15 protein-coding genes and 1 pseudogene are annotated in these 24,518 nt (G+C 37.6%); 6 read left to right on the forward strand and 10 right to left on the reverse strand.

Annotated elements, in window-relative coordinates:
• Positions 1-207 (forward strand): annotated as a pseudogene (locus CVS92_RS06485) (hypothetical protein); the annotation flags it as partial.
• Here CVS92_RS06485 and murG read toward each other — a convergent pair.
• Positions 199-1,221, reverse strand: coding sequence for an undecaprenyldiphospho-muramoylpentapeptide beta-N-acetylglucosaminyltransferase (gene murG, locus CVS92_RS06490; protein WP_107788923.1), 1,023 nt, complete (start codon positions 1,219-1,221; stop codon positions 199-201). The pseudogene CVS92_RS06485 and the gene murG sit on opposite strands and share 9 nt — an antisense overlap.
• On the reverse strand, positions 1,218-2,378 hold the full coding sequence (locus CVS92_RS06495) for an FtsW/RodA/SpoVE family cell cycle protein (protein WP_021091312.1): 1,161 nt from the start codon (positions 2,376-2,378) through the stop codon (positions 1,218-1,220). Before CVS92_RS06495 ends, murG begins: the two co-directional genes overlap by 4 nt.
• Positions 2,379-2,470: 92 nt before the next feature.
• Here CVS92_RS06495 and murI point away from each other — a divergent pair, with 92 nt between their 5' ends.
• Positions 2,471-3,259 (forward strand): glutamate racemase, encoded by a 789-nt coding sequence (murI, locus tag CVS92_RS06500; RefSeq protein ID WP_107788924.1) that lies wholly within the window; start codon positions 2,471-2,473, stop codon positions 3,257-3,259.
• 72 nt (positions 3,260-3,331) lie between these two features.
• Here the strand turns inward: murI and CVS92_RS06505 are convergent, their stop codons facing one another.
• The 8 genes from CVS92_RS06505 to pbpC form a co-directional block, all read right to left on the reverse strand.
• Positions 3,332-3,922 (reverse strand): DedA family protein, encoded by a 591-nt coding sequence (locus CVS92_RS06505; RefSeq protein WP_107788925.1) that lies wholly within the window; start codon positions 3,920-3,922, stop codon positions 3,332-3,334.
• Between the two features lie 138 nt (positions 3,923-4,060).
• On the reverse strand, positions 4,061-4,840 hold the full coding sequence (locus CVS92_RS06510; protein ID WP_107788926.1) for a MetQ/NlpA family ABC transporter substrate-binding protein: 780 nt from the start codon (positions 4,838-4,840) through the stop codon (positions 4,061-4,063).
• Positions 4,841-4,915: 75 nt separating this feature from the next.
• The gene (locus CVS92_RS06515) at positions 4,916-5,698 is read right to left on the reverse strand and encodes a MetQ/NlpA family ABC transporter substrate-binding protein (RefSeq protein WP_107788927.1); all 783 of its coding nucleotides are present in this window, start codon (positions 5,696-5,698) and stop codon (positions 4,916-4,918) included.
• A gap of 259 nt (positions 5,699-5,957) precedes the next feature.
• The gene (locus CVS92_RS06520; RefSeq protein ID WP_107788928.1) at positions 5,958-6,632 is read right to left on the reverse strand and encodes a methionine ABC transporter permease; all 675 of its coding nucleotides are present in this window, start codon (positions 6,630-6,632) and stop codon (positions 5,958-5,960) included.
• Positions 6,632-7,588, reverse strand: a complete 957-nt coding sequence (locus tag CVS92_RS06525) for a methionine ABC transporter ATP-binding protein (RefSeq protein ID WP_107788929.1) — start codon at positions 7,586-7,588, stop codon at positions 6,632-6,634. Before CVS92_RS06525 ends, CVS92_RS06520 begins: the two co-directional genes overlap by 1 nt.
• Positions 7,588-10,212, reverse strand: a complete 2,625-nt coding sequence (locus CVS92_RS06530; protein WP_107788930.1) for a valine--tRNA ligase — start codon at positions 10,210-10,212, stop codon at positions 7,588-7,590. The genes CVS92_RS06525 and CVS92_RS06530 overlap by 1 nt, the downstream gene beginning before the upstream one ends.
• A gap of 120 nt (positions 10,213-10,332) precedes the next feature.
• Positions 10,333-15,453 carry an alpha-2-macroglobulin family protein gene (locus CVS92_RS06535; protein ID WP_107788931.1) on the reverse strand — a complete coding sequence of 1,707 codons (5,121 nt, stop codon included), beginning with the start codon at positions 15,451-15,453 and terminating at the stop codon, positions 10,333-10,335.
• Position 15,454: 1 nt separating this feature from the next.
• Positions 15,455-17,623, reverse strand: coding sequence for a penicillin-binding protein 1C (gene pbpC / locus CVS92_RS06540; RefSeq protein WP_107788932.1), 2,169 nt, complete (start codon positions 17,621-17,623; stop codon positions 15,455-15,457).
• A 64-nt stretch (positions 17,624-17,687) separates the two neighbouring features.
• On the opposite strand from pbpC, the gene CVS92_RS06545 reads away from it, so the two are divergent.
• The 4 genes from CVS92_RS06545 to CVS92_RS06560 are packed head-to-tail and all read left to right on the forward strand — an operon-like array spanning position 17,688 to position 24,249.
• Positions 17,688-19,721: an ATP-dependent helicase gene (locus CVS92_RS06545; RefSeq protein ID WP_107788933.1), complete on the forward strand. Its 2,034-nt coding sequence runs from the start codon at positions 17,688-17,690 to the stop codon at positions 19,719-19,721.
• 54 nt (positions 19,722-19,775) lie between these two features.
• Complete coding sequence (locus CVS92_RS06550) at positions 19,776-20,972, forward strand: efflux RND transporter periplasmic adaptor subunit (protein WP_107788934.1); 1,197 nt, start codon at positions 19,776-19,778, stop codon at positions 20,970-20,972.
• Positions 20,973-22,901 (forward strand): MacB family efflux pump subunit, encoded by a 1,929-nt coding sequence (locus CVS92_RS06555; RefSeq protein ID WP_107788935.1) that lies wholly within the window; start codon positions 20,973-20,975, stop codon positions 22,899-22,901.
• 1 nt (position 22,902) lies between these two features.
• On the forward strand, positions 22,903-24,249 hold the full coding sequence (locus tag CVS92_RS06560) for a TolC family protein (protein ID WP_107788936.1): 1,347 nt from the start codon (positions 22,903-22,905) through the stop codon (positions 24,247-24,249).
• Positions 24,250-24,518 lie beyond the last annotated feature (269 nt).

Here is a 24,518-nt window from a genome sequence, read left to right on the forward strand (position 1 = left end):
AGATGTGTAGAGGAGACAGAGGCTGCAAAGCAACGTAAAGATGAGCTTTTGCTAGTGGAGATCGCGGGTATAACTGATAAGATAATAACTATGATAAAACCAGTCTTTAGTGCAAAAATTTTAAATACAAATGAGCTTATTTATCACTACTTAATTTTTGAGCTAAAAGAACTAAAAGCTTGTGCGATAGGCGAGGAGCTAGTTTAAAATTTTATCAATTATCTCTTTTGCTCCATTTGGCAAAAGGATCTCTTTTAGAGCTTTACTGCTTTTGTTTAGATCGAAATTTTCTATCATTCTTATAACTTCATCTTTGTCTAAAATTTCTCCATTTTGCAAGCAAATTTCAGCAATGCCCTTATCTTTTAAAAATTTAGCGTTATAAAACTGGTGATTGCCAGCAGCATAAGGAAATGGCACAAAGATAGATGGAAGGGCGTTTGCACAAAGCTCCCAAAGCGAGCTAGCTCCTGCTCTTGATATGGCAAGGTCAGCCTTGCTCATCTTATTTTCTATCTCTTTACTAAATTCAAAAATTTCTAAATTCGTTTCATTAAAGCCAAGTTCATCATATCTTTTTTTAAGTTCATCAAAGCCATTTTTACCACATTGATGAATTATTTTTATGCCTTTTTCTTTAAGATATGGAGCTAAATTTATAGCTAGCTCGTTTATCGCTTTTGCGCCTTGCGAGCCTCCTAAAAACAAAATAGTCTTTAGTTCCTCTCTCACTCTTGCACTATCGAAAAATTTCTTTGCTACGGGATAAGGGTAGGGCGAAGCTTCATCATAAGAGCTAAAAAAGCCTTTTGCATAAGGCTTTAAAATTTTATTTAATTTGCCCATTACAGCATTTTGTTCGTGGATAAAAAGCGGCACTTTTGAGATAATGGCTGCAATAGCCGCTGGAGCTGCTGAATAGCCACCAACGCTAATGACTGCCTTAACGTCATTTTGCTTAAAAATTTTTCTACATTTTAGAGCAAGATTTACGATATTTGTTAGTGATTTTAGTTTAGCAAAGCCTCTTTTATTTACTACGCCACTACTTGGTAAGAAAAATTTTTGTAAAAAATTCTCGTCATTTTCAAACCAAAATTTATCTTGCCCACTAGTTGAACCAATAAAAATAGGCTTAATGCCACGAGCATTAAGCTCCTCGCAAAAGCTTCTTGCGATCGCTAAATGCCCACCAGTGCCTCCACCACAAATAACAATCATAATTTTGCCCTTTTACTAACCATCAAAACCATGCCGATACCGATACAAATTGCAAGCACAGAGCTACCGCCGTAACTAAGAAATGGCACAGCAATACCTTTGATAGGCGTGATCGATGTAATGCCATAGCTATTCATTAAAAATGAAAACGATAAGATAAGCCCGACGCCAAGCGTAAATAGATGATAGACCTTATTTTCGCTTCTGGCTGAAATTCTAAAAATTCTATAAAGTAGCGTTATAAATATAGCTACGATACACAAAATACCAAATACACCAACCTCTTCAGCGATACCAGCTAGCACAAAGTCGGTATGGACTTCACTTAAAAAGCCAAGCTTAAAGATACCAGCGCCAAGCCCTTCGCCGAAAAATTCGCCATGCTTTATAGCGTTTAATGAGTGAGAAATTTGATATGGTTCTGGCGCATCAGCTACTCTTAATACATCTGCAACGCTATCAGGTAAGAAAGAAAGTACCATATTTTGTATCGTGCCCCACCATGACTTTATACGTAAAATTCTATGCTCAGAGCTGATTATCGCTACTGTCATAACAAAAGCAGCTCCTAAGATACCGATACTAAAAAGTCTTGCACTTGCTCCTGCGAAAAGTGCCATCGTCACAAATGTAAGCGCTAGCACGACCACTTGACCAAGGTCATTTTGCATAACAGCGATAAGAAAGATAGCAACACCAAAAAGAATGATATAAGGCATAAGTATCTTAATCTCATCTAGCAAGGTTCTTTTGCCTTCACTAAATTTTCTAGTAAAACTCCAAGCTAAGAAGTAGACAAAACCGATTTTAAAAAACTCAACTGGAGCTAGTGAAAAGCCAGGTAGCCTGATCCAACGTCTAGCACCACCAGCGTCAGTCACCATTGAAGCTGGCAATGCATGCATTAGCCCCATGGCAATACCGCAAGATATAAGAAGTCCAAATCCTATCCAAACAAGCGTCTTTTCAGGATTAAGCCTAGAAAGCCACCACATAATGAAAATTCCGATACAACCAACAATGAACTGTCGAATAAAAAAGTGAAATTCGTCGTAATTAAAAAATAAAACCGTAAAAACTGGCAAAGATAATGAAAAAATAATGCTTATAGCGATCAAAGTCGAACAAAGATAGAAAATGATCTTATCAACTGCCAAAATTTAACTCCAAGTTTAAAAAGTGCCAAAGTATAATAAAAAACGGCTTACAAAGATATTATTTGCTATAATTGCAGGCTTTAAGGAAGGGCATGAAGATAGGTATATTTGACTCAGGACTTGGTGGACTGAGTGTCTTAAATGAAGCTTTAAGCAAGCTTAGCGAGCATGAATTTTTATATTACGCAGACGTGAAAAATGTCCCATACGGACAAAAGAGCAGGGATGAGATCTTAAAATTTAGCTTTGATGCGGTGAAATTTCTCATAGAAAATGGCGCAAACGCCGTTGTAGTAGCTTGTAACACAGCAACTAGTGTAGCGATAAAAGAGCTTAGAGCAAATTTAAATGTACCTATAATCGGTATGGAGCCAGCCGTAAAAAAGGCTCATGACTTAAGCCATAATGACGCTCTAAAAACGCTTGTAATCGCCACTCCAGTCACCGTAAATGGCGCAAAACTAAAAGAGCTAATCACAAATTTAAACGCAAAAGATAAAACCGAGCTGCTCGCTCTACCTCGCCTTGTAAATTTTGCTGAAAATGGGGAATTTGATACCAAAAACGTAAAATCATATCTAAAAGAAGAGTTAGCCAAATTTGATCTAAGCAAATTTGGGTTTTTAGTGCTTGGCTGCACGCACTTTAACTATTTTAAAGATAGCCTAAGAGAAATTTTGCCGTCAAATATAAGCATAATTGATGGCAACGAAGGGACAATAAATCGCCTTGTTAGCGAGCTTGGGCTTGCAATTTCAAATGCAAATTTAACTTCAAATGTGAGATTTTTCTACTCTGGTGCCGAGGTGTACGAGCAAAGCGAACTAGAAAAAATTTCAAGAAATTTAGCTAGATTAGAGAAGATGAGGGCGATTTGCTAGGTTAAATCTAACTAAATACCACAAATAAAAATTTTATGAAATACACTAAATTTTACATATTTTTATATGTATTTAGGCTTTTCTTTGCTTTATTATATAGATAGCACTTATTACTGCAACAACAGCCAAAAGAGCGATCGTGATTATTAAAAGTGTCTGTTTATCAGGGTTTGAGCCTATAAAATAGCCAACTCCAAGCAAAACAGCACACCAAATCCCAGCTCCTAGCGTGGTAAATAGGCAAAATCTAGAAATGTTCATCTTAGCAAGTCCGGCTGGTAGGCTGATGTATTGACGAATACCAGGAATCAGACGTGAGTTAAATGTAGAAATTTCGCCGTGTTTATTGAAAAATGCTTCAAATTTATCCATTTTTTCGTGAGTAATTCCCACAAATTTGCCGTATTTTAAAACGATTTCACGCCCCAAAAAGTAGCAAAGATAGTAGTTAAAAATAGCTCCAAGCAGGCTTCCAAGCGTACCTGCAAGAAAGGCCAAAATTAAACTCATTTCACCTTTATGCGCCAAATAACCAGCTGGTATCATCGCTACCTCACTTGGAAATGGAAAAAATGAGCTTTCTAAAAACATCATCACAAATATGCCAGCATAACCCCAGCTACTTACGCTCGCAACTATAAAATCAATAACATCATGCAGCATTTAAATTCCTGAAAAATTTTAAAGTGAGCCATTTTAGCAAAGCATAGCTTAAGCTTTTTGACAAAAATAAAGAGAGTTTGTAGCTTATTAAAACCAGATGAAAGTAGAAGCAAAATAGGGCGAAAGCTCGCCCAATTTTTAAAATGCAGGTATAACTTCGCCTTTATAGCGAGTAATGATGAAATTTTTAGTATCAGGGCTAAGCACCGCATCAATCAAAGCTTTGATCTTAGGGTTATTTTCGTTGCCAGCCTTTGTGACGATGATGTTAGCGTAAGGACTATTAGCGTCTTCAAGCAAAAGTGCATCTTTTGCCACGCTCATACCAAGATCAAGGACGAAATTTGTACTAATGGCAGCGATATCGACATCATCAAGCGTTCTTGGTATCTGAGCACCTTCAAGCTCTACAAATTGTAAATTTTTAGAATTTTTAGTTATGTCATTTATAGTTGCAACTTTTACGTTTTTATCGATCTCGATAAGGCCAGCTTTTTCTAAAATTCTAAGCGCTCTGTTGCCATTTGATGGATCATAAGCGATCGCAACTTTTGCACCATCTTTTAACTCTTTTATGTTTTTTATCTTTTTAGAGTAAAAGCCAAGTGGCTCGACATGGACATTTGCAACACTTACAAGATGCAAGCCTCTAGCCTTGTTTTGCTCCTCAAGATATGGTAAATGCTGAAAGAAATTTGCATCCAAACTGCCATCTTCTGTTGCGACATTTGGGATAGAGTAGTCTGAAATTTCAGAGATAACAAGGTCATAGCCTTTATCTTTTAGCTTTGGCTTTACAAATTCTAAAATTTCAGCGTGTGGTACTGGCGAGACGCCGACTACGATAGTGTGGTCCTTGTCGGCTGCGTGAAGGCTTAGAGCAACTAAAGATGCGATTAAAAGTTTGATAAATTTCATTGTTTTTCCTTTTTTGTTTGGTTTAAGCGACGCTAAAAAGGTAAAAGCTTTTACGTCGCTTATTTAAAATTTTAATTAAAATGCTGGAAGAATAGCGCCGTTATATTTTATCTCGATAAATTTCTTAACTTCTGATGAGTTTATTGCTTTATCAAGAGCCTTTATTTTAGGGCTATTTTCGTTACCAGACTTTACTACAACGTAGTTTACATACGGGCTATTTTTGCTTTCAAGCACAAGCGCGTCTTTTACCGGATTAAGATTAGCATTTAGAGCATAGTTTGTGTTAATAACCGCGATAGTAACGTCATCAAGCGTTCTTGGCACTTGAGCAGTCTCGATCTCTTCAAATTTAAGCTTTTTAGGGTTATCAACTATATCAAGCGGAGTTTTTAGTGGATTATCGTTTAGCTTAATAAGTCCAGCATTTGCAAGGATATCTAAAGCACGGCTTTCATTCGTCGGATCATTTGGGATAGATACGGTCGAACCATCTTTTAGATCTTTGATGTCTTTTATCTTTTTAGAATAAACGCCCATTGGCTCGAGGTGCACGCCAACTGTTTTTACAAGGTGAGTGCCTTTGTTTTTGTTAAATTCGTCCAAATATGGAAGGTGTTGAAAGAAATTTGCATCTAAATCGCCATCTTCTGTTGCAAGATTTGGCGTGGTGTAGTCGTTAAATTCTTTAATCTCAAGCGTATAGCCATCTTTTGCCAAAATAGGCTTTACAACCTCTAAAATTTCAGCATGAGGGATAGGTGTAGCACCAACGATTATTGTTTTTGATTTATCAGCTGCATTTGCACTTACACTAAGACCAAAAGCAACTAAAGAGGTAAGAAGTAGTTTTTTCATTTATTATCCTTTTTTAAAATTTGCCAAGCACCAAAAAAGGATAAATTTAAGCTAGAGGATTAAATTTCTTTTTAAGCGCTTAAGCTAGTTCTAAGCACTTAAAAAGAAATTTTGTGCTTAGAGATTAGTCTTTCGACAACGCGTTTTTTACTAGGCGGCACATGTGGCACATATCTGATTTCATCTTTTATCCTTTCAGCTAAAAATTAATTCGGGCAATTTTAAGGAAAAAAGCTTAAAATCAGATAAAAACAAAGGCCTATTTTTTAGAAATTTTATATAAGTAGTTACCTAAAACTTGAAAAATTTGAACCATAATGATAAGAATAACCACGGTGTAGAGCATGATATCTGGGCGAAATCTTTGATATCCGTAGTTTATAGCGACAGATCCTAGTCCGCCACCGCCAACCGCACCAGCCATCGCTGAAAAGCCGATATTTACGATAAGAGTTAGCGTAAATGCCGAGATAATGCCAGGAAGTGCCTCTACAAACATCACTCTAAAGATGATCTGAAATTTCGAGCTTCCAAAGCTTTGGGCAGCTTCAATTATGCCTTTATCAACCTCTTTTAGGGCATTTTCAATGAGCCTTGCTACAAATGGAGCCGCTCCAATAGTTAGCGGAACGATCGCAGCTGTGGTGCCGATACTTGTGCCTACGATCATTTTTGTAACTGGAAAGAGCACAATGATTAAAATGATAAACGGAAAGCTTCTAAGCACGTTTATAACGATATCAAGTACAAGATAAAGCTGCTTGTTTGGCTTTAGTCCGTCTTTATCTGAAAGGATGAGTAAAACCGCAGGTATAAGGCCTATGGCAAAGGCGAGTAGGGTGGAGACGATGCTCATATATAGCGTTTCGCCGATAGCTGGCAAAAGTATCCTAGAAAAAACATCTGGAAATTTAGAAAAATCAATACCAAACATCAAGCAACCTCCCATAAAACGCCACTTTGCTTGATGTAGTTAAGCACGTTTTCTTTATCTTTTTCATCTATGTTTATGACAAGCGAGCCAAGAACATTTTCGTTTAGCTTCTCAAGCTTGCCCCAAACTATGTTAAAGTCGATATTTAGGCTTCTAGCCATATGCGTGATCACGCTATTTTGGGCCACTTCTTTTGGGAAAAATAGCCTGATATTTGTGCCAGTGCTTGGCAGAATTTCAACCTCGCCCAAAAACTCTTTCATCTTCTCATCTGGCTTTAAAAATAGCTCTTCAATGCTTCCAGAGCCTATGATCTTGCCGCATTCTAGCAGTATTGCACGTTTTGCGATCGATTTTACGACCTCCATCTCGTGCGTGACGATGACGACGCTTATGTCTAGCTCTTTGTTTATCTTTTCAAGCAGCTCTAAAATTTGATTTGTCGTGTTTGGATCAAGAGCCGAAGTCGCCTCGTCGCTTAATAAAATTTTAGGATTTAAAGCAAGTGCTCTGGCGATGGCGACACGCTGTTTTTGACCGCCACTTAGCTCGCTTGGATAGCTTTTTGCCTTATTTTCAAGACCGACTAAATTTAAAAGTTCTCTTACTTTTTTTTCAGTTTCATCGCTTTTGCAACCCCAAAATTTAAGTGGAGTAGCAACGTTTTCAAAGACATTTTTTCTAGCCATTAATGCAAAATGCTGAAATATCATCCCAACATCTCGCCTTAAATGTCTTTGCTGCATCTCATCTAAATTCTTTATCTCTTTGTCAAAGACTTTTAGGCTGCCACCTTGATAGCTCTCAAGCCCGTTTATGCATCTTAAAAGCGTTGATTTGCCAGCGCCACTGTGTCCCACGATAGCAAAAATTTCGCCCTTTTTAACCTCTAAATTTATATCAAAAAGGATTTGCGTATCACCATAAAATTTACTTAAATTTTCTATTTTTATCACTATTTTTCTCCAAGAGCTTCTAATTCTTCACATACTTTTTTAAATTTAGCCTCAGCGCTCTCTAGCGCCTCTTTGTTCGTCTCTATAACCTCTTTTGGTGCGTTTGCTACGAAATTTTGGTTATTTAGCATGCCTGAGAGTTTGGCTATCTCTTTTTCAAGCTTTGTCTTTTGAGACCTTAGCCTTGTGATGATACCGCTCATATCAAGCCCTTCAAGTGGGACAAATGCTTCTAAATTTTCGCTCACGTCTCTTATTGAATTTTCGATTTTCTCATCTACAAAGCCAATCTCCTCGCATTTTGCAAGCAACTTGATGTACTCTTTAACCTCGTCAAGATCGATTTTTTCATTAAATTTAACAAAGGCTTTTGCGATCTTTGAGTTGCCAAGATCGATAGTCGCTTTTGCACGGCGAATAGCTACGATTGCTTCGATAACTAGCTCAAATTTCTTCTCAACATCTAAATTTCGCTCTTTTACCTCTGGATAGCTCATCACCATTATTGATTTTGCATTTTCAAGCTGTGTGCCGCTAAGCTCTTGAGATAGATACTCTGAAAGAAACGGCATGAAAGGATTTAGCAGTTTCATCGCCTCTTTAAATATACTTCCAAGCTCTTTTACGCTCGCTTTATCAGCCTTGCTTAGCTCAATACCCCAGTCGCAAAACTCGTCCCAAAGGAATTTATAAAGTGTGTTTGCTGCGTCATTAAAGCGGTAGGCGTCGATGTTTTCACGCACCTCTCTCACGCACTCGTTAAAGCGGCTATTCATATAAATTCCAAGCTTTGTTTGAAGCTTGATATCCTCTAAATTTGGAAATTTACTCTCATTTAGCATGAGGTATTTGCTCGCATTATAAAGCTTGTTGGTGAAATTTCTTACCTGCTTCATCTTGGCGTCGCTTAGCTTGATATCGCGTCCTTGAACAGCTAAAAGCGTTAGCGTAAAGCGCAAGATATCGGCGCTATACTCATTTATGCTATCAAGCGGATCGATGACGTTACCAAGACTCTTGCTCATCTTTCTGCCGAATTCATCCTTTACAAGCGCGTGCAGATAGATATCGTCAAATGGCAACTTACCAAGGGCATTTTCACCCTGAAACATCATCCTAGCAACCCAGAAAAACAATATATCAAAGCCAGTGATTAGTAGGTTGTTTGGATAAAACTCAGCGAGGTCTCCCTCAAACCATTTTTCATTTTTAAGCTCATTTTCATTGCCCCAGCCAAGCGTACTAAATGGCCAAAGACCAGAGCTAAACCACGTATCTAGCACGTCTGGGTCTTGGTGGATGTTTTTACTTTTACACTTTTTGCACTCGCATGGCTCACCTTCGTCAGCCCACATATGACCGCAATCATCGCAGTAAAATACTGGAATTTGGTGTCCCCACCAAAGCTGGCGTGAGATACACCAGTCTCTTAGCTCTCTCATCCACGCGTTAAAGCTGTTTATCCAGTGCGGTGGGTAAAATTTAGCAAGACCCTCTGAGACCTTTTGTATCGCTTCGTCTGCGATCTCTTTTTTGACAAACCACTGCTTTGAGATGTATGGCTCTACGACGTTTTTGCAGCGGTAGCAGTATCCCACTTGATTTTCGTAGTCCTCTATCTTTTCAACATTACCAAGTTTTTCAAGCTCGGCTACCACGATATCTCTAGCCTCAAGCCTTTCAAGACCTGCAAATTTATCGCACTTGTCGTTTAAAATGCCTTTCTCATCAAAGACGGTGATAAACTCAAGGTTGTGCTTTTTGCCTACCTCGTAGTCGTTTTGATCGTGTGCAGGTGTGACCTTAACAAGGCCTGTTCCAAACTCCATATCAACGTGCTCGTCTGCGATGATCTCGATCTCTCTATTTATGATAGGTAGTATCACCTTTTTACCGATTAAATTTTTATAGCGCTCGTCGTTTGGATTTACCATTACGGCTGTATCGCCAAAATATGTTTCTGGACGAGTTGTCGCCACTACAACAAATTCGCTTGGCTTGTCTGCAAAGTAGTATCTCAAATGATAAAGCTTACCTTTGTTCTCCTTGTGCTCGACCTCGATGTCAGAAAGAGCGCCATCATGCGTACACCAGTTTATCATGTAGTTTTTCTGGACAATTAGTCCTTTGTCGTATAAATTTACAAAGGCTTTTTTTACAGCTTTTCTTAGGCCCTCATCCATGGTAAATCTCTGGCGAGACCAAGCCGGAGTGATGCCAAGCTTACGCATCTGATGCACGATCATGCCACCGCTTTTTTCTTTCCACTCCCACACTTTTTCTACAAATTTCTCGCGTCCAAGCTCCTCTTTTTTGATGCCTTGAGCTAAAAGCTGCTTTTCAACGACATTTTGAGTAGCGATACCAGCATGGTCAAGTCCTGGCTGCCAAAGCGTCTTGTAGCCATCCATCCTCTTGTAGCGAGTCATGATATCTTGGAGTGTGAAGGTTAGGGCGTGTCCGATGTGAAGCGAGCCAGTCACGTTTGGAGGTGGCATCATAATGCAAAATTTACGTCCATCTTTTTGGATATCTTTGTTCGCGTCTATCTCAAAGTATCCGCGTTCTTCCCAAATTTTATAAAATTTATCTTCTATCTCTTTTGCATTGTAAAATTCTGCCACTTTTGTATCCTCTTTCGTTTAAAAAATGCTTAATGTTATCTAAAATTTGTTTAAAAAAATCTTTGCAAAAGTGGGGAAATATGGGCTTGGGGCGGTTAAACGCCCCAAAATTTATATGACTTATTTAACAGTAAAGCTTCGCTGAGCTAGGTCGTAGTCGTTTTGCCTTTCGTTATACATATTTTCAGTAGTGACTGCGCCAAGTGAGCATTTACCGCCAAGTCTTACACGATAAGGCGTATAAAGCACAGCCTCTCTCTTATCACTATCTAATGCATAAAAACTTAAAACGCGATCATCTTTTATGCTCTGATACTCAAGCTCAATGCTATCTTTAAGACTCTTATTAAAACCACTTAGATTTTCATTTATTGGCTCAAAGCAGCTGCTTACGATCTCGTTTATTACACCATTTTTAACCATAGCTTTAGAATTTATCACTATTTTTGAATAGACAACATCATTTACTCTTAGGCTGTCAAGACCTAGCTCTTTGCCTTTTTCATCGACAAACGTTCTATAAATATCAAGCTCTTTTGGCTCTATTTTATGCTTAATCTCAAGTGGCACATAAGCGTAGCTTAAGACGGTGGCGTATAGCTTATTTTCACCAAGTGGAGTGATGGTAAAATTTCCATCTTTTGCTGTAAACGATACGCTTAAAAGGCCGTCAAATTCTTTGCTTTCGCCATTGTAGCTAAGCTTAAATTTATTATTTTTTTCACCGCTATCTTTGCCAAAGTAAGCATTTAGCGCTCTAAGGGTAAATGCACGCTCCTGCGTTGAGCTAAGCTCATTTAAATTTGTGATCAAGAAATTTGCAAGATCATCTGAGTAGTCGTTTCTCTCAAAATATTTTGCATGCAGATACAAGATAAATGCATTGTCTCTCATCTTTGAGCCAAAGCTAGAATAATCCCTGCTGTAATCAGCTATCTGAGCTTTTTTAATATCTTTTAGCGCCACCTTTGCTTCGTCATTTAAGCCGTTTAGCTTTAGAGCCGCTGCCATTAGATATTTATTAAGCGCAGTCGTATTGTAAGCTTTGTGGTCATAAATTTTATTTAGCACTGATTTATCAGCAACATTTGCGCGGGAGCTTACATAGATAGCATATAGGGCTTCAATATCTGTGTTCGTATATTTTAAGAGCGAATTTAATGCTCTTTGCTTTACATTTTTATTTAGCTCATATCCAGCCTCTTCAAGATCAAGCAGCACATCAGTTGCATAGATCGAAGCAAATGCATTTGTACTACTTAGATCGCTCCAGTAGCCAAAGCTACCATCTGGTTTTTGCATCTTAATTAGTTCACTCATACCGCTTGCAATAAATCTCTTTTGATCATTTTTTTCAAGCTCATCTTTTGGCTTTAAATTTAAAAGCGCAAGCAGTCTTGAGCTCCTTTGCTCCGCACATCCGTAAGGGTACTCGACTAAATTTTTAGAAGCTGCTAATAGTACGCTTGAGACCGAGCTTGACGCATCTATACTAATATTGTGAAAGCCTTTTGGAAGCGAGATCATGCTCTCTTTATCAAAGACGCTACTTTTTGCATAGGTGCTTATCGTATAAGGATTAACTACATCAAGTAAATTTTGAGCAGTTTTTGAGCTGTTTTTGTCGCTTATTGTTATATTGTATTCGCCAGCTCCAGCTTCAAGAGCTGAAATTTTAAACGTAAAGGCTTTATTCTCAAGCGGCTTTAAATTTATATTTTCTTTTGTTTTGATGCTTAAATTTTTACTGCTAGCCACTTTTATGGTTAAATTTTTATCCTCATTTGTTGTGTTTATGAGTCTTAAGTTCGCATTTAACTCATCGCCTTTTAGCAGATAAACGAACGCACTTGGCTTGATAATCACATCATCTTTTACTAAAATTTCTTTATTTACCGCATTCATACTATTTTCATTATTTGCCACGACATCTACTCTAATGGCAGAGTTAAAGCCATTTGGCGTTTTAAACTCGTATGAAATTTCACCATTATCGTCAGCTTGAAGGCTTACTAAATTTGCATATGTTTTTACCTTTTTACTATCGACTGGGCTAGCATGTTTTGCCATTTTTGCCTCCATAGCAAGTGCCGCCATATCGCCACCAAAGCTTAAAGTTTTGCCCTCGACCTTATAGTTTGTGAGCATATTATAAATGTCATAGTCAAAAACGCCATCTGGTAAAATTTTGTCAAAAAATTTAAGTGGATCGGCTGGCTTTTGTGACGTTATATCAAGCACGCCAACATCTGTGATAAATAAATTCACATAAGCTTTTGGCTTTGTTTTTAAAGAAATTTTTATATTTTCATCGCTTTTTGCCGTATTTGGTGCATCAAGGCTTAGATCAAGTATCCTTGATGACTTATCAGCTTTAGCATAAACCTTACCGTAAGTTCTAAATGGAGTTAATCCACCATCTGTCATGCGGTAGATATTTGCACTCACGTAAAGTCCGCTAAAATCAAAGTCAAGTTTAAATTTCACATTTGCTGAGTTATTCTTTATCTTAACAACCTTGTAGGCTTTCACGCCACCATCTTCAAGTGTAACAAGGGCGATGCCTTCTTTTATAGCTGAGCTTATATCAGCACTTAGTTCATCGCCTTTTTTGTAGATATTTTTATTTAGTTTGATTTGAGATTTACTAAGCTCTTTTGTAGGCGCTAGAGTAGAGTAGTTGTAGCCACTTACGTCCATATCAAGGCTTGTGCTTGCTCCACTTACTAGATTTGTAGCGATGATCACATATGAGCCGCTTTGTGTAAATTTGTAGCTAAACTCGCCATTGTCTTTATAAAAATTATCCACATCTTCTAGCGTTTGAAACCACTTTATATAGCCATTTGCATCTCTTTGGTATTGCCAAGTAACACGTTTTATGTCAAATTTTAAATTTGATTTTACGGCCTTTTGACTTGACATATCTACTACAACCGTTCTTATTTTTACATCTTCGTTTGGCTCAGCAAATGTCGTGCTTGCTGCGATACCGACCATATCTTTGTAAGGATAGAGCGTAAAGCTTTTTGTGTCGCTTACGTTTTTACCATCATCATTTACATTGAAATTTATCACGCCTGTTATGATAGAAGAGGCATTTTTAGTGCTAAAGCTAAGATCTATCATTTGGCTTGATTTACCATCTTTTGAAAGAGTGAGATCGTTTTCAAAAGATGGATAAGCACTCGGCTTTAGCGTATTGTTTTTAAATTTATACTCTTTAAACTCGCTATTTTTATATTCATCATCAAAAAAGCTCACCTGCATGCTGCCATCAAGCTCGCTAGCAGCGCCACCAAAGAGATAGTTACTAGCTAGATTGGCTCTAATAAGCTCATTTGCGAAGAATTTATCTCTCTCAAGTGTTATCTCATTTTTTATCCTATTTGGCATAAAACTCTCAACAAAAAATGGCACATTTGAGATCACTTTGCTTGCATAAATTACTTGCATATTAAATCTACCGCTAAGATCGCTTAGTATCTCTTTTTCAAAATTTACCATGCCAACGTCATTTGTATTTTTTGAAATTTCAGCACTACTTTTGCCTTGTGGATCGAAAAATTTTATCTTTACAGGCATATTTTTTAAAGGATTAAAATCTCTATCCCTTAGGTAGATTGCACCCTTTAAACTCTCATTTGGTCTTATAATATTTGAAGCAAAATGAACGTACGCATCGATACTCTCACTGGCATTTTGGCTCATAAATTTTGCTTCATTTAACGCTTCGTCTTCTTTTAAAATAAGAAAATTTTGCTCTTTTCCAAGAGAGACAACCACCGAAGAGATATCTTTGTAAATATCTTTTTTGTTAAATTTAAAAACGCCTATATCATTTGTCGCACCAACTGCGATTTCTTCGTTCTTTTTGCCATAAATTTTCACATTTGCGTTTGGAAGCATTGTATTTTCGCCAAGACGATTTGCAAATACGAAAATTTCATCCTTGCCAAGCTTTGCATTTACGGCGATATCACTTAGATAGACTACTTTTGAGACGCTCTTATCCTTGCCGTAGTTTAAATTTATCTTATAAACGCCGTCTCCAGCTCCAGCAAAGTCAAGTTTGATTTTATTTAGAGAAATTTCATTTAATGCGCCATCAAGCTTATAACTTTTGCTTGCTACTTTTGTGCTGAAGTTGCTTAACTCTTCGTTATTGTCATTAAAATTTAAGAAATATCTAAAATTTTGATCGCTTAGCTTTTCAATGCTTACATTTAACTCAGGCAAATTTGCACTTCTGATACCGATCTCACCGACGCTTGAGATATATGGCTCATTATTTATAAAATTTGCAAATGGAGTGAGATTGCCAGCTACTACTTCATAGCTACTTTCTTCTCTTACTACATTTCTATCATCGCCAAAGCCTGGCTTAATGGTGATTTCATAACTATTTTGTGGCTTAAAATCGTCACTTGTAATATCAATGTAGTAATAATATTCGCTAAGTTCTGAGTTTTCTTCATAGTTGTCACTATATTTAACGTCACTAATGCTAAAGTTTTTTACACCTTTAATGTTTATAAATTTTTTTAAGTTAATGTCGTCATCAAGCCAATTTTTTAGATAAATTCTAAAGCCCAAGATGCCATTATCAAGGCTCACTGGATAAATTTCTGGTATCTCAAGACTCTTTGCATTATCATTTATATTTACGCTTTCTTCGCTTATTTCATCTGCAAAATTTACTATCGTTTCACCTGAAAGCGTTGCACCAAATTTGCTCTCAAATTTTTCACCAAAATCAAAAACTGGATTGCTTAAATTTTTATCAAGATTAAGCTCAAAGCTATTGTTAGAAAGCTCAATCGCTTTAAATTTTGCTTCTTTTACAGCAATATTTTTGATAGCTTCAATATTTACTTCATCATTAAATTTAACTATATATTTGCTATCGCTTATTTTTTCTATCTTTGTTAGCTCAAATTCTTTCGTGGTAAAACTAGCAGCACTTCCGTTTTCAAGCTTGCAGCTATAATCCAAACCAGCGTGCATATCTTTTGTAAAAAGTAGCAAGCTTTGATTATTGAATCTAACCGTACCATTTAATGCTGGTTGGCACAAAAGTAGCTTTTTATTGCTTAGCATACCAACAAAATTTTTATCTACTTTATCTTCTAGTCCAAACTCTACGCTTAGTGGCGATTTTATCTGTGCTGTACCATTTAGGCTCAAAGCATATAAATTTGTCATTCCCAAAAGTGCTAGAAGTGCTACTTTTTGCCACATTTTATCTCCTTATTTTTATTGTTATTTCACTTTGATTTGAGTTTTGATCAAGGCATTTTATGCTGTGCTCGCCAAGAGTTAGATCAAACTTTTTTTCGCTTGCATTTTCTATCTTAGAAAAGTTCGAATCATCTATTTTTAGGTAAATTTCATCGCCTAAAAACGCGTAGCATTTTACCATAACTTGTGTAATATTTTCATCTGTCACTATCTCTTCATTGTCATATGGATAGGCAAAAACTGGCTTTTTATCTTTAAAAATTTCAGCACAAGGACTTTTTTGTATCTCATCTTTATCCAAAAGCTCATTTTTAACCAAAAAATCAAGCTCTTCGCCTCTTAAACTTTCGCATTTATCTTTTAAATCTACACCCTTTATCCTATCATCAAGTGCCATTTTTTTGCACTTTTCATAGTTAAAGGCATCAAGGCAGGTTGGCAGCTTTTCTATGCCATCTGGCTCACTTATAAATCTTAATTTCTCTTTTTGAGCAATTATCTTAAACATATCAAAAAGGCTCTTTGATACGTCATTTAGTCCTGTTAATTTATCGGTTTTACTGGCATTAAAATTTCCAATCCAAATAGCAATTGTGTAATTTTCATCAACGCCTATGGCGTAAAGATCGCGTGAGTTTGCGCTTGTGCCAGTTTTAAAGGCTATTTTGGGCGTATTTTGGGCATACTGCCAAGCATTTTTTAGATATGATCTTGAGGCTTCGCTTAGCATTTTAGCGGTTAAATAAGCACTTTGAGGTGAGATGAGAGTTACATTTTTCTCTTCATTTTTGTAGTTTTTTCCTGCAAACTCAAGTGGCCTATAAATGCCGTCATTTGCATAAATAGTATAAAGATGAGCAAGATCAAGTAGGCTCATTTCAGCACTTCCAAGCGTTATAGAAGCTCCGTAATACTCCTTATTTTCATCTACTAAATTTACCTTTTCAAGTAGTTCGTAAAGCGAATTGTCTTTTAGTTTTAAGTTTAAATTTATAACCGGAATATTTAGGCTGAAATTTAGAGCATCTTTCGCGCTTACGATACCTAAAAAATCATTACTAAAATTCTTTGGGGCATACTCTTTTATATAAATTTGCGTATCAATTAACTGCGAATTTGGCGTGATAAGCCCGCTATCAAGCGCAAGCGAGTAGATAAAAGGCTTTAGCGTGCTGCCGGTATTTCGCTTCATATTTAGGGCTGAGTTTTTACCGTCACGCGCATGCTCATCATGCGAGCCGATGAAGGCAACAACACTCATTTTTTTATTATCAATGAGCACGGCTGCTGCGTTGTTTGCATTTTTAGCCTTTAGCGAAAACATCGTATCTTTTAAAATTTTAAGCATATCTTTTTGTAAATTTAGATCCAAACTCGCCTTTGAAATTTGGTTTTTAAAAGCGACATTTGCATAATCTTCCGCGGTTACGATAGCTTTTGCTCTTACATTTTTAAATGGCTCAGCCTGCGCTCTTTTAAAAGCACTAAGATCTATCAAATTTGCCTTGTAAAGCATCTTTATGACCCTATTTTTTAGGGCGTTTATGTTTGAGACGCGGTCAAGTCTATTTTTATTTGGATTTTTAGGTATCGTGCTTAAAAGTGCTGCCTGAGCGTAGCTTAGCTCATTTAGCTCCTTGCCAAAGTAAAAGAAGCTAGCCGCCTTTGCACCTTCGATATTTCCGCCATAAGGGGCTAAATTTAGGTAGAAATTTAAAATCTCATCTTTACTAAAGTGAAGCTCAAGCTGAAACGCTCTAAAAATTTCTCTTACCTTATTTTTATAGCTTCGATCACTTGGCTCAAGCATCCTAGCTACTTGCATCGTGATAGTGCTAGCCCCTATGCGGTTGTCACTTTTTATGTTGTGGATCAAAGCTCTAAAAATAGAGGCAAAATTTACGCCAAAATGGTAGTAAAAGTATCTATCCTCAAACAGCACGACGCTTTGTTTTAGCGAATTTGGAAAATTTTGCTCGTGAAATCTCCAAATCCCATCACTACTAAGCTTCATATTTATAATGTTTCCATTTTTATCACGTAAAATTTTGGCTTCATCTTTTTTTAGTGCATCTAAATTTAATGGATAAATTTGATCTAATAGCAAAAAAATGCCAAATAAAAATGCCAAAAATAGGATAATTGATTTTAAAATTTTAAGCTTTTTCATGTCTGTGATTATAGCCGTTAAAGTTTAAGTAGCTATAATTAGGCCTTTTTAAAAAGAGGAAACAATGCCCTTATCTAGGTTAAACAAAGAACAATATACTGCCGCAACTGCGCCATTTGGACACAATCTCATCATCGCTTCAGCTGGCACTGGCAAGACTAGCACCATTGTCGCACGCATCGCTCATTTGCTAAATTTGGGCGTAAAACCAGAAAAAATTTTGCTTCTAACTTTCACCAATAAAGCAGCCAGCGAGATGATAGAGCGCTTAAATAGGTATTTTGATAAACAAATCACTTCTAAAATCACCGCAGGCACCTTCCACTCGGTCTCATTTTCGCTTTTAAAAAGCCTTGATAAAGGCGTCACACTAAAGCAGCCAAGCGAGCTAAAGACGCTTTTAAAAAGTCTTGTTGAGAGGCGTAAATTTTACCATTTAAGCGACGTCAAGCCTTACGGCGGGGCATATCTATACGACCTTTACTCGCTATTTCAAAATAGCGAGCAAGGCACTACTTTTGGCAAATGGATAAGCGATAAGAGCGAAGAGCAGGGCGTTTATGCTGAAATTTATGAAGATGTTTTAGAGGAGTTTGAAGCTGAAAAGGCCAAATTTGCCTACGCTGATTTTAACGACCTTCTCATAAAAATGCGCGACGAGCTAAAAAAGGGAGCAAATTTAGCTTATGATGAAATTTTGATCGACGAGTATCAAGACACAAACACGCTTCAAGGCAGCCTAATAGACGCATTTAAGACAAAGAGTCTCTTTTGCGTGGGCGATTTTGACCAGAGTATCTACGCATTTAACGGCGCAAATATCGAGATCATTGGCTCATTTAAAGATCGCTTTCCAAATGCAAATATCTATGCTTTAAATGTAAATTACCGCTCAAGCTCGAGCATACTTGCCCTTGCAAATAAGGTCATAAACAATAACCCAAGGCTTTATGAAAAGCACCTCACAGTTAGCCGCGAGGGAAATTTCAAGCCTCCAAGGCTGCTAGTCTATAACGAACTTTTTGATCAGTATCAAAACATCGCTGATATCATCTCGCTCTCGCCATTTAATAGAGAAAATATCGCCATAATTTTTAGAAATAACTCATCAGCTGATGGTATCGAGGTCGCGCTAAAAGAGCGAGGTATTGGCTCGAAGCGAAAGGGTGGGGTGAGCTTCTTTGAGAGCCGCGAGATCAAGGCACTCATCGACATCATGGGAATTTATGTCAATCCAAAAGATATAATGGCATTTATCCACATCTGCGAATACGCAAAGGGCGTTGGCAGCGCCGTTAGCAAAGAAATTTTTGACGCACTGCTTAAGCTTGGACATGAAAATTTGATAAAAGGGATAGTTGAGCCAGATGAGAGCGTAAATATCTCATCAAACAAAAGGCGAAACTACCAGCTGGGACTTTTTGATGATCTTGACGAATTTGCCGAAGTTTCAAGGTTTTCTAAGCTTGGCTTTAGTGATAAATTTCTAGGTCATCCTGTGCTAAAACTACAAAAACTAAGCGAGAGTGGGGCGCAGTTTTTATATGAAATTTACAACTTTTTAAGAGGCATGAGAAATATCTCAAAGCCAGCCACGATGATAAACGAGATAAAAACTAGCAAAATTTACTCACTAATCGTCGAAAACATCAGCACAAAAAGGGCAACTCTAAAAAACGGCAACGTCGATCTGGCGCTCAAAGAAGAGGTTAAAGAGCGCATAATGGCAAAGAGCGTGGTGCTAAGCGAGCTAGCTAAAAAATATCAAGACATCAGTAAATTTTACAACTTCTTAGCCCTTGGAAGCAACGAGATGAGCGAAGGGCAGGGTGTTAGCTTGCTTAGCGTACATGCGAGCAAGGGGCTTGAGTTTGACCAAGTTTTTATCGTCGATCTCGCGCAAAACCGCTTTCCAAATTTAAAGCTAATGAGCATGGGCGGTAGCCTAGAAGAGGAGAGGAGGCTCTTTTATGTAGCCGTAACCAGAGCAAAAGACGAGCTCTATCTTAGCTATGCAAAATACGACAAGATAAAGAAGGTGAATTATCAGCCAAGTAGGTTTTTGATAGAGGCTGGCATGGCAAAAGAGGAAGTTTAAAGAGAATTTTAATCTTATTAAGTAAAATTGACCAATTTTTTACAAAGAGAAGTAATGAAAAAATCTAAAATTTTAATAGTCCTACTTATTTTAGGCATCGGTGGATATTTTATCTATGATAATTTTTTTAAGATAAAAGATGAAAGGGTGGAATTTATCACCAAAAAGGCAAAGAAAGGTTCATTCAGTAAAAAAGTCGATGCGACTGGAGAAATTTTCGCTACCGAGCTAGTTGATGTGGGTGCTCAGGTGAGCGGCCAGATAAAAAAACTCTATGTTAAGCTTGGAGATCAGGTCAAAAAAGGTGATATGATCGCAAGTATCGATAGCTCGACACAGCAAAATAGCATAGACAATAAAGAAGCTCAGCTTGCTATCTACAAAGCTCAGCTTGAAAGCGCAAAAGTGGCTCTAAATATCTCTAAAACGCAGTTTGATAGAGAAAAAGCACTCTTTTCTAAAAACGCCACTTCAAAGCAAGAATTTGAAAGCGCAAAAAATACTTATAGCGCAAATAGTGCCAAGATAAAGGAGCTTGAAGCTCAGATAAAGCAGACAAATATCGAGCTAAGCACCGCTAAGATAAATTTAGGCTACACAAAGATCACCGCCCCAAGGGATGGCATAATAGTAAGCGTGCAGGTTGAAGAGGGACAGACTGTAAATGCCAACCAAACTACACCAACTATCGTAAAGATCGCAGATCTTAGCTATGTCAAGATGAAGATGCAAATAGCCGAGGGCGACATCACAAAGATAAAAGTCGGCACGCCAGTTGAATACTCGATCCTATCTGAGCCAACGAAGAAATTTCAAACAACAGTTAGCTCGATCGACCCGGGGCTCACCACACTAAGTGATGGCAGTTACACCAGCTCATCAAGCACCAAGTCTTCAAGCTCAAGTAGCTCTAGCAGCTCGGCGGTCTATTATTACGCGCAAAGTATCGTTGATAACAAAGATGGAATTTTAAGAATAGGTATGACCACGCAAAATGAGCTTTTAATAGCAAATGTCGAGGACGCCATCATCGCACCAAGCGTTGGTATCAAGAAAGATGAAAAAGGAAATTCTTACGTATATCTACTAAAAGATGGCAAGGCAGTAAAAACAGAGGTTAAAACTGGCATAAAAGACAACCTTGATACACAGATCATTAGCGGTGTAAACGAAGGCGACGAGATCATCACATCTCAAGGCTCATCAAGCGAGATCGCCAAGATGATCGAAAAAGAACAAAGGAGATTTTAGGTGATAAACCTAAAAAACATCACCAAAAGCTTCAAGCTAGGTGACAATGAGATAGAAATTCTTCATGGCATAAATTTAGAGATAAAAAAGGGTGAATTTATAGCTATAATCGGTCAGTCTGGCTCTGGAAAATCAACCCTAATGAACATCCTTGGCTGCCTTGATAGCCCAAGTAGCGGGCAGTACTTGCTAGATGGCAAAGATATATCAAAATTTGATAGCGACTCGCTTGCCAAGCTTAGACGAGATAAATTTGGCTTTATCTTTCAAAGATACAACCTTCTTAGCACGATGAACGCCCTTGAAAACGTAGCTTTGCCTAGTATCTACGCAGGTGCAAACAAGAGCGAGCGAGAAAAAAGAGGGATGGAAATTTTAGACTCTCTTGGTCTTAGCGAAAAAGCGAAAAATTTACCAAATAAGCTCTCAGGCGGACAGCAGCAAAGGGTTTCCATAGCAAGGGCGCTGATGAATGGTGGCGAGATCATCTTGGCTGATGAGCCAACAGGTGCACTTGATAGCAAAAGTGGGCTTAGGGTGATGGAAATTTTAGTTGATCTTTACAAAAAAGGCCACACCATCATCATCGTCACGCACGACCCAAAGATCGCCGAGTACGCGAGTAGAGTGATCGAGATAAAAGATGGCAACATCGTAAACGATAACGTAAAAAATAGTGAAATTTACGAGGCCAAAAAGCAAACTCAGCCAGAAAAAAGCAAATTTACCTACTATAAAGATCAGCTAATTGAAAGCTTTAAAATGTCGGTAAATGCGATGCTAGCTCACAAACTAAGATCGCTTTTAACCATGCTTGGCATTATAATTGGCATAACTGCGGTCATTAGCGTCGTAGCTCTTGGCAAAGGCTCACAAGAGCAAATTTTAGCTGGCATCAGAAAGATCGGCACAAATACGATCGACATAATGCCAGGAAAAGGCTTTGGCGATATGCTCTCAGGCAGGGTAAAAACGCTCTCTATAAGTGACGCAAATATGCTCTCAAAACAGTCGTTTCTTGACTCAGTCACTCCAAACACAAGCACTTCAGGCGTACTAACGTATGAAAATATCTCCTTAACAGCGACATTAAAGGGCGGTGGAGTAGGGAGCTTTGACGTAAATGGACTAAAGCTAGAAAAAGGAAGAATTTACGATGAGGACGAGGTTTTAAACTCAGATTCTGTCACACTAATAGACCAAAACACCAAAAATAGTATATTTAAAAACGAAGACCCTATCGGTAAGATTATTCTTTTTAATAAAAAGCCACTTCGCATTATAGGTGTTTTACAAAAAGATGAGTTTAAAGTCGGTGATGCTAGCTCACTTAAGATTTATGCTCCATACACGACTGTGATAAACAAGATAACGGGCGATAAATTTATTAGCTCAATAACCGTAAAAGTAAATGAGAGTGTAAATGCTCAGATCGCAGAAAAGAGCCTAACCGATCTTTTAACGATAAAACACGGCAAAAAAGACTTCTTTACAAGAAATTCTGATAGCATCAAGCAAACTATCGAAGAGACGATCTCAACCATGCGCCTTCTAATATCAAGTATCGCCGTCGTATCGCTAGTGGTTGGTGGCATAGGCGTGATGAATATCATGTTAGTCTCAGTTACAGAGCGCACCAAAGAGATAGGCATAAAAATGGCGATCGGAGCCAGAGAGAGCAACATCTTGCAGCAGTTTTTGATAGAGGCGGTGCTACTTTGCCTTATCGGCGGAGCTATTGGTATAGCCTTTTCCTACGCTATTGGCTACATTTTCAACAACTTTTTAGATGGTTTTAGCATGATCTTTTCAAACGGCTCGATAGTACTTGCACTTGTCACGTCGATGGCCATTGGCATCATCTTTGGCTATATGCCTGCCAAAAATGCCTCAAAACTAAATCCAATAGATGCGCTTTCAAGGGAGTAATATGAAATTTCTAAGCTTAGCTTTAGTACTTGTTTTAAGCGGCTGCGCTGTTAAAAATATAGATGAAAACTACAAGCAAATTTTACTTGAAGATAACGCCAGTAGAGAGCTTGGTGTGGATACTTCTTGGTGGAAAGAGTATCATCAAAGCTACCTTGATGAGCTTGTAGAGCTTGCGCTTAAAAACAACACCGACCTTGCAAAAGCTGCGATAAATGTAAATAAAGCGCTCGCTCAAGCTGGCGTTTTGCAAGCAAATTTAATCCCAAGTTTTAACGCTGGTTTTGAGGCTGGAAGTAGTAAAAACATAAAAGAGGGCGGCGCGGTCACTAGAAGTTTTGGCTCAAGCATAGGGCTTAGCTACGAGCTTGATCTTTGGCAAAAGCTAGCAAACAGCAAAGACGCAGCGATGTTTGAAGCAAGGGCTACTAAATTTGATCTAAAGGCTAGCAAACTAAGCGTGATAAACTCCGTGGCAGACGCTTATTTTCAAATTTTATATCTAAACGAGAGCATAAAAACTTATGAACAAATTTTAGAAATTTATAACAAGCTAAATGAGATAGTTGGGCTTAAATTTAAGCTTGGCAAAGAGGAGGCGCTAAGCCTAAAACAGATAAACTCACAGCTTTTAAGCGCTCAAAATAAGATAGAAAGTGCCAAAAAAGATCTTGTGACTGCTAAAAAAACGCTTAGGATTTTGCTAAACGAGAGGCCAGAATTTGAGCTTAAATTTGAAGACCTCATACTAAGTCCCGTTAAAAGAGTGGGCGTTGATCTAGATGTGCCAACAAGTGCCATAGCAAACCGCCCTGATCTAAGAGCGGCCATTTACCGCATAGAAGAGGGCATATCAAACTACAAAGCGAGTCAAAAAGAGTTTTATCCAAGCATCATGCTAGGAACGAGCCTTAAAAGCAACACCGACAAAAAAGAGGAAGCCTTTAGCCTTAAATTTCTAAATGGCAACATCGCTTTAAATTTACCATTTTTAAACTATCACAAGCTAAAGTCAAATTTAAAGGTTAGCGAGGCAAATTTCGAGCTTGCAAAGCTAAACTACATAAGCACTCTAAATAGCGCATTAAACGAAATAGACGCATTTTACAAAGGCTATCTAAACGACGAAGTGCTGTTTATAAACTATCAAGAGCAGATAAAAAACTATGAGGAAATTTCAAAAATTTACGAGCTAAAATACTCTTATGGCAAGGTTGAGTTAAAGCAGTTTTTGGAAGCAAAAAATAGCGAGCTAGAAGCCAAAATAGGGCTATTAAAAGCAAAATACACACTTTTACAAGACGAGCTAAATATCTACAAAGCCATGGCAGGCAAATTTAATAGGTAAATTATAGGCTTAGCTTGGAGTTATTAGACTAACGAGTGTAGCGCAGATCGTTATATGAGTATAAAACTAAAACAAGCAAAAAAGATAGGTTAGCTAAATTTTCTACCACAATCGCTTAAATTTTTAAACTACAACGAAATATGTTATTTTTGAAAATTATAAAAGTTTAACTGATTTTTTACAAATATTTTTACATCAAATTTAATGGATAAATTAAAATCATACAAAAGATAAAATCCAAAATAAGCCTATAAATCAATATTTAAATT

Source organism: Campylobacter concisus, from assembly GCF_003048555.1.
GTDB classification, from domain to species: domain Bacteria; phylum Campylobacterota; class Campylobacteria; order Campylobacterales; family Campylobacteraceae; genus Campylobacter_A; species Campylobacter_A concisus_AO.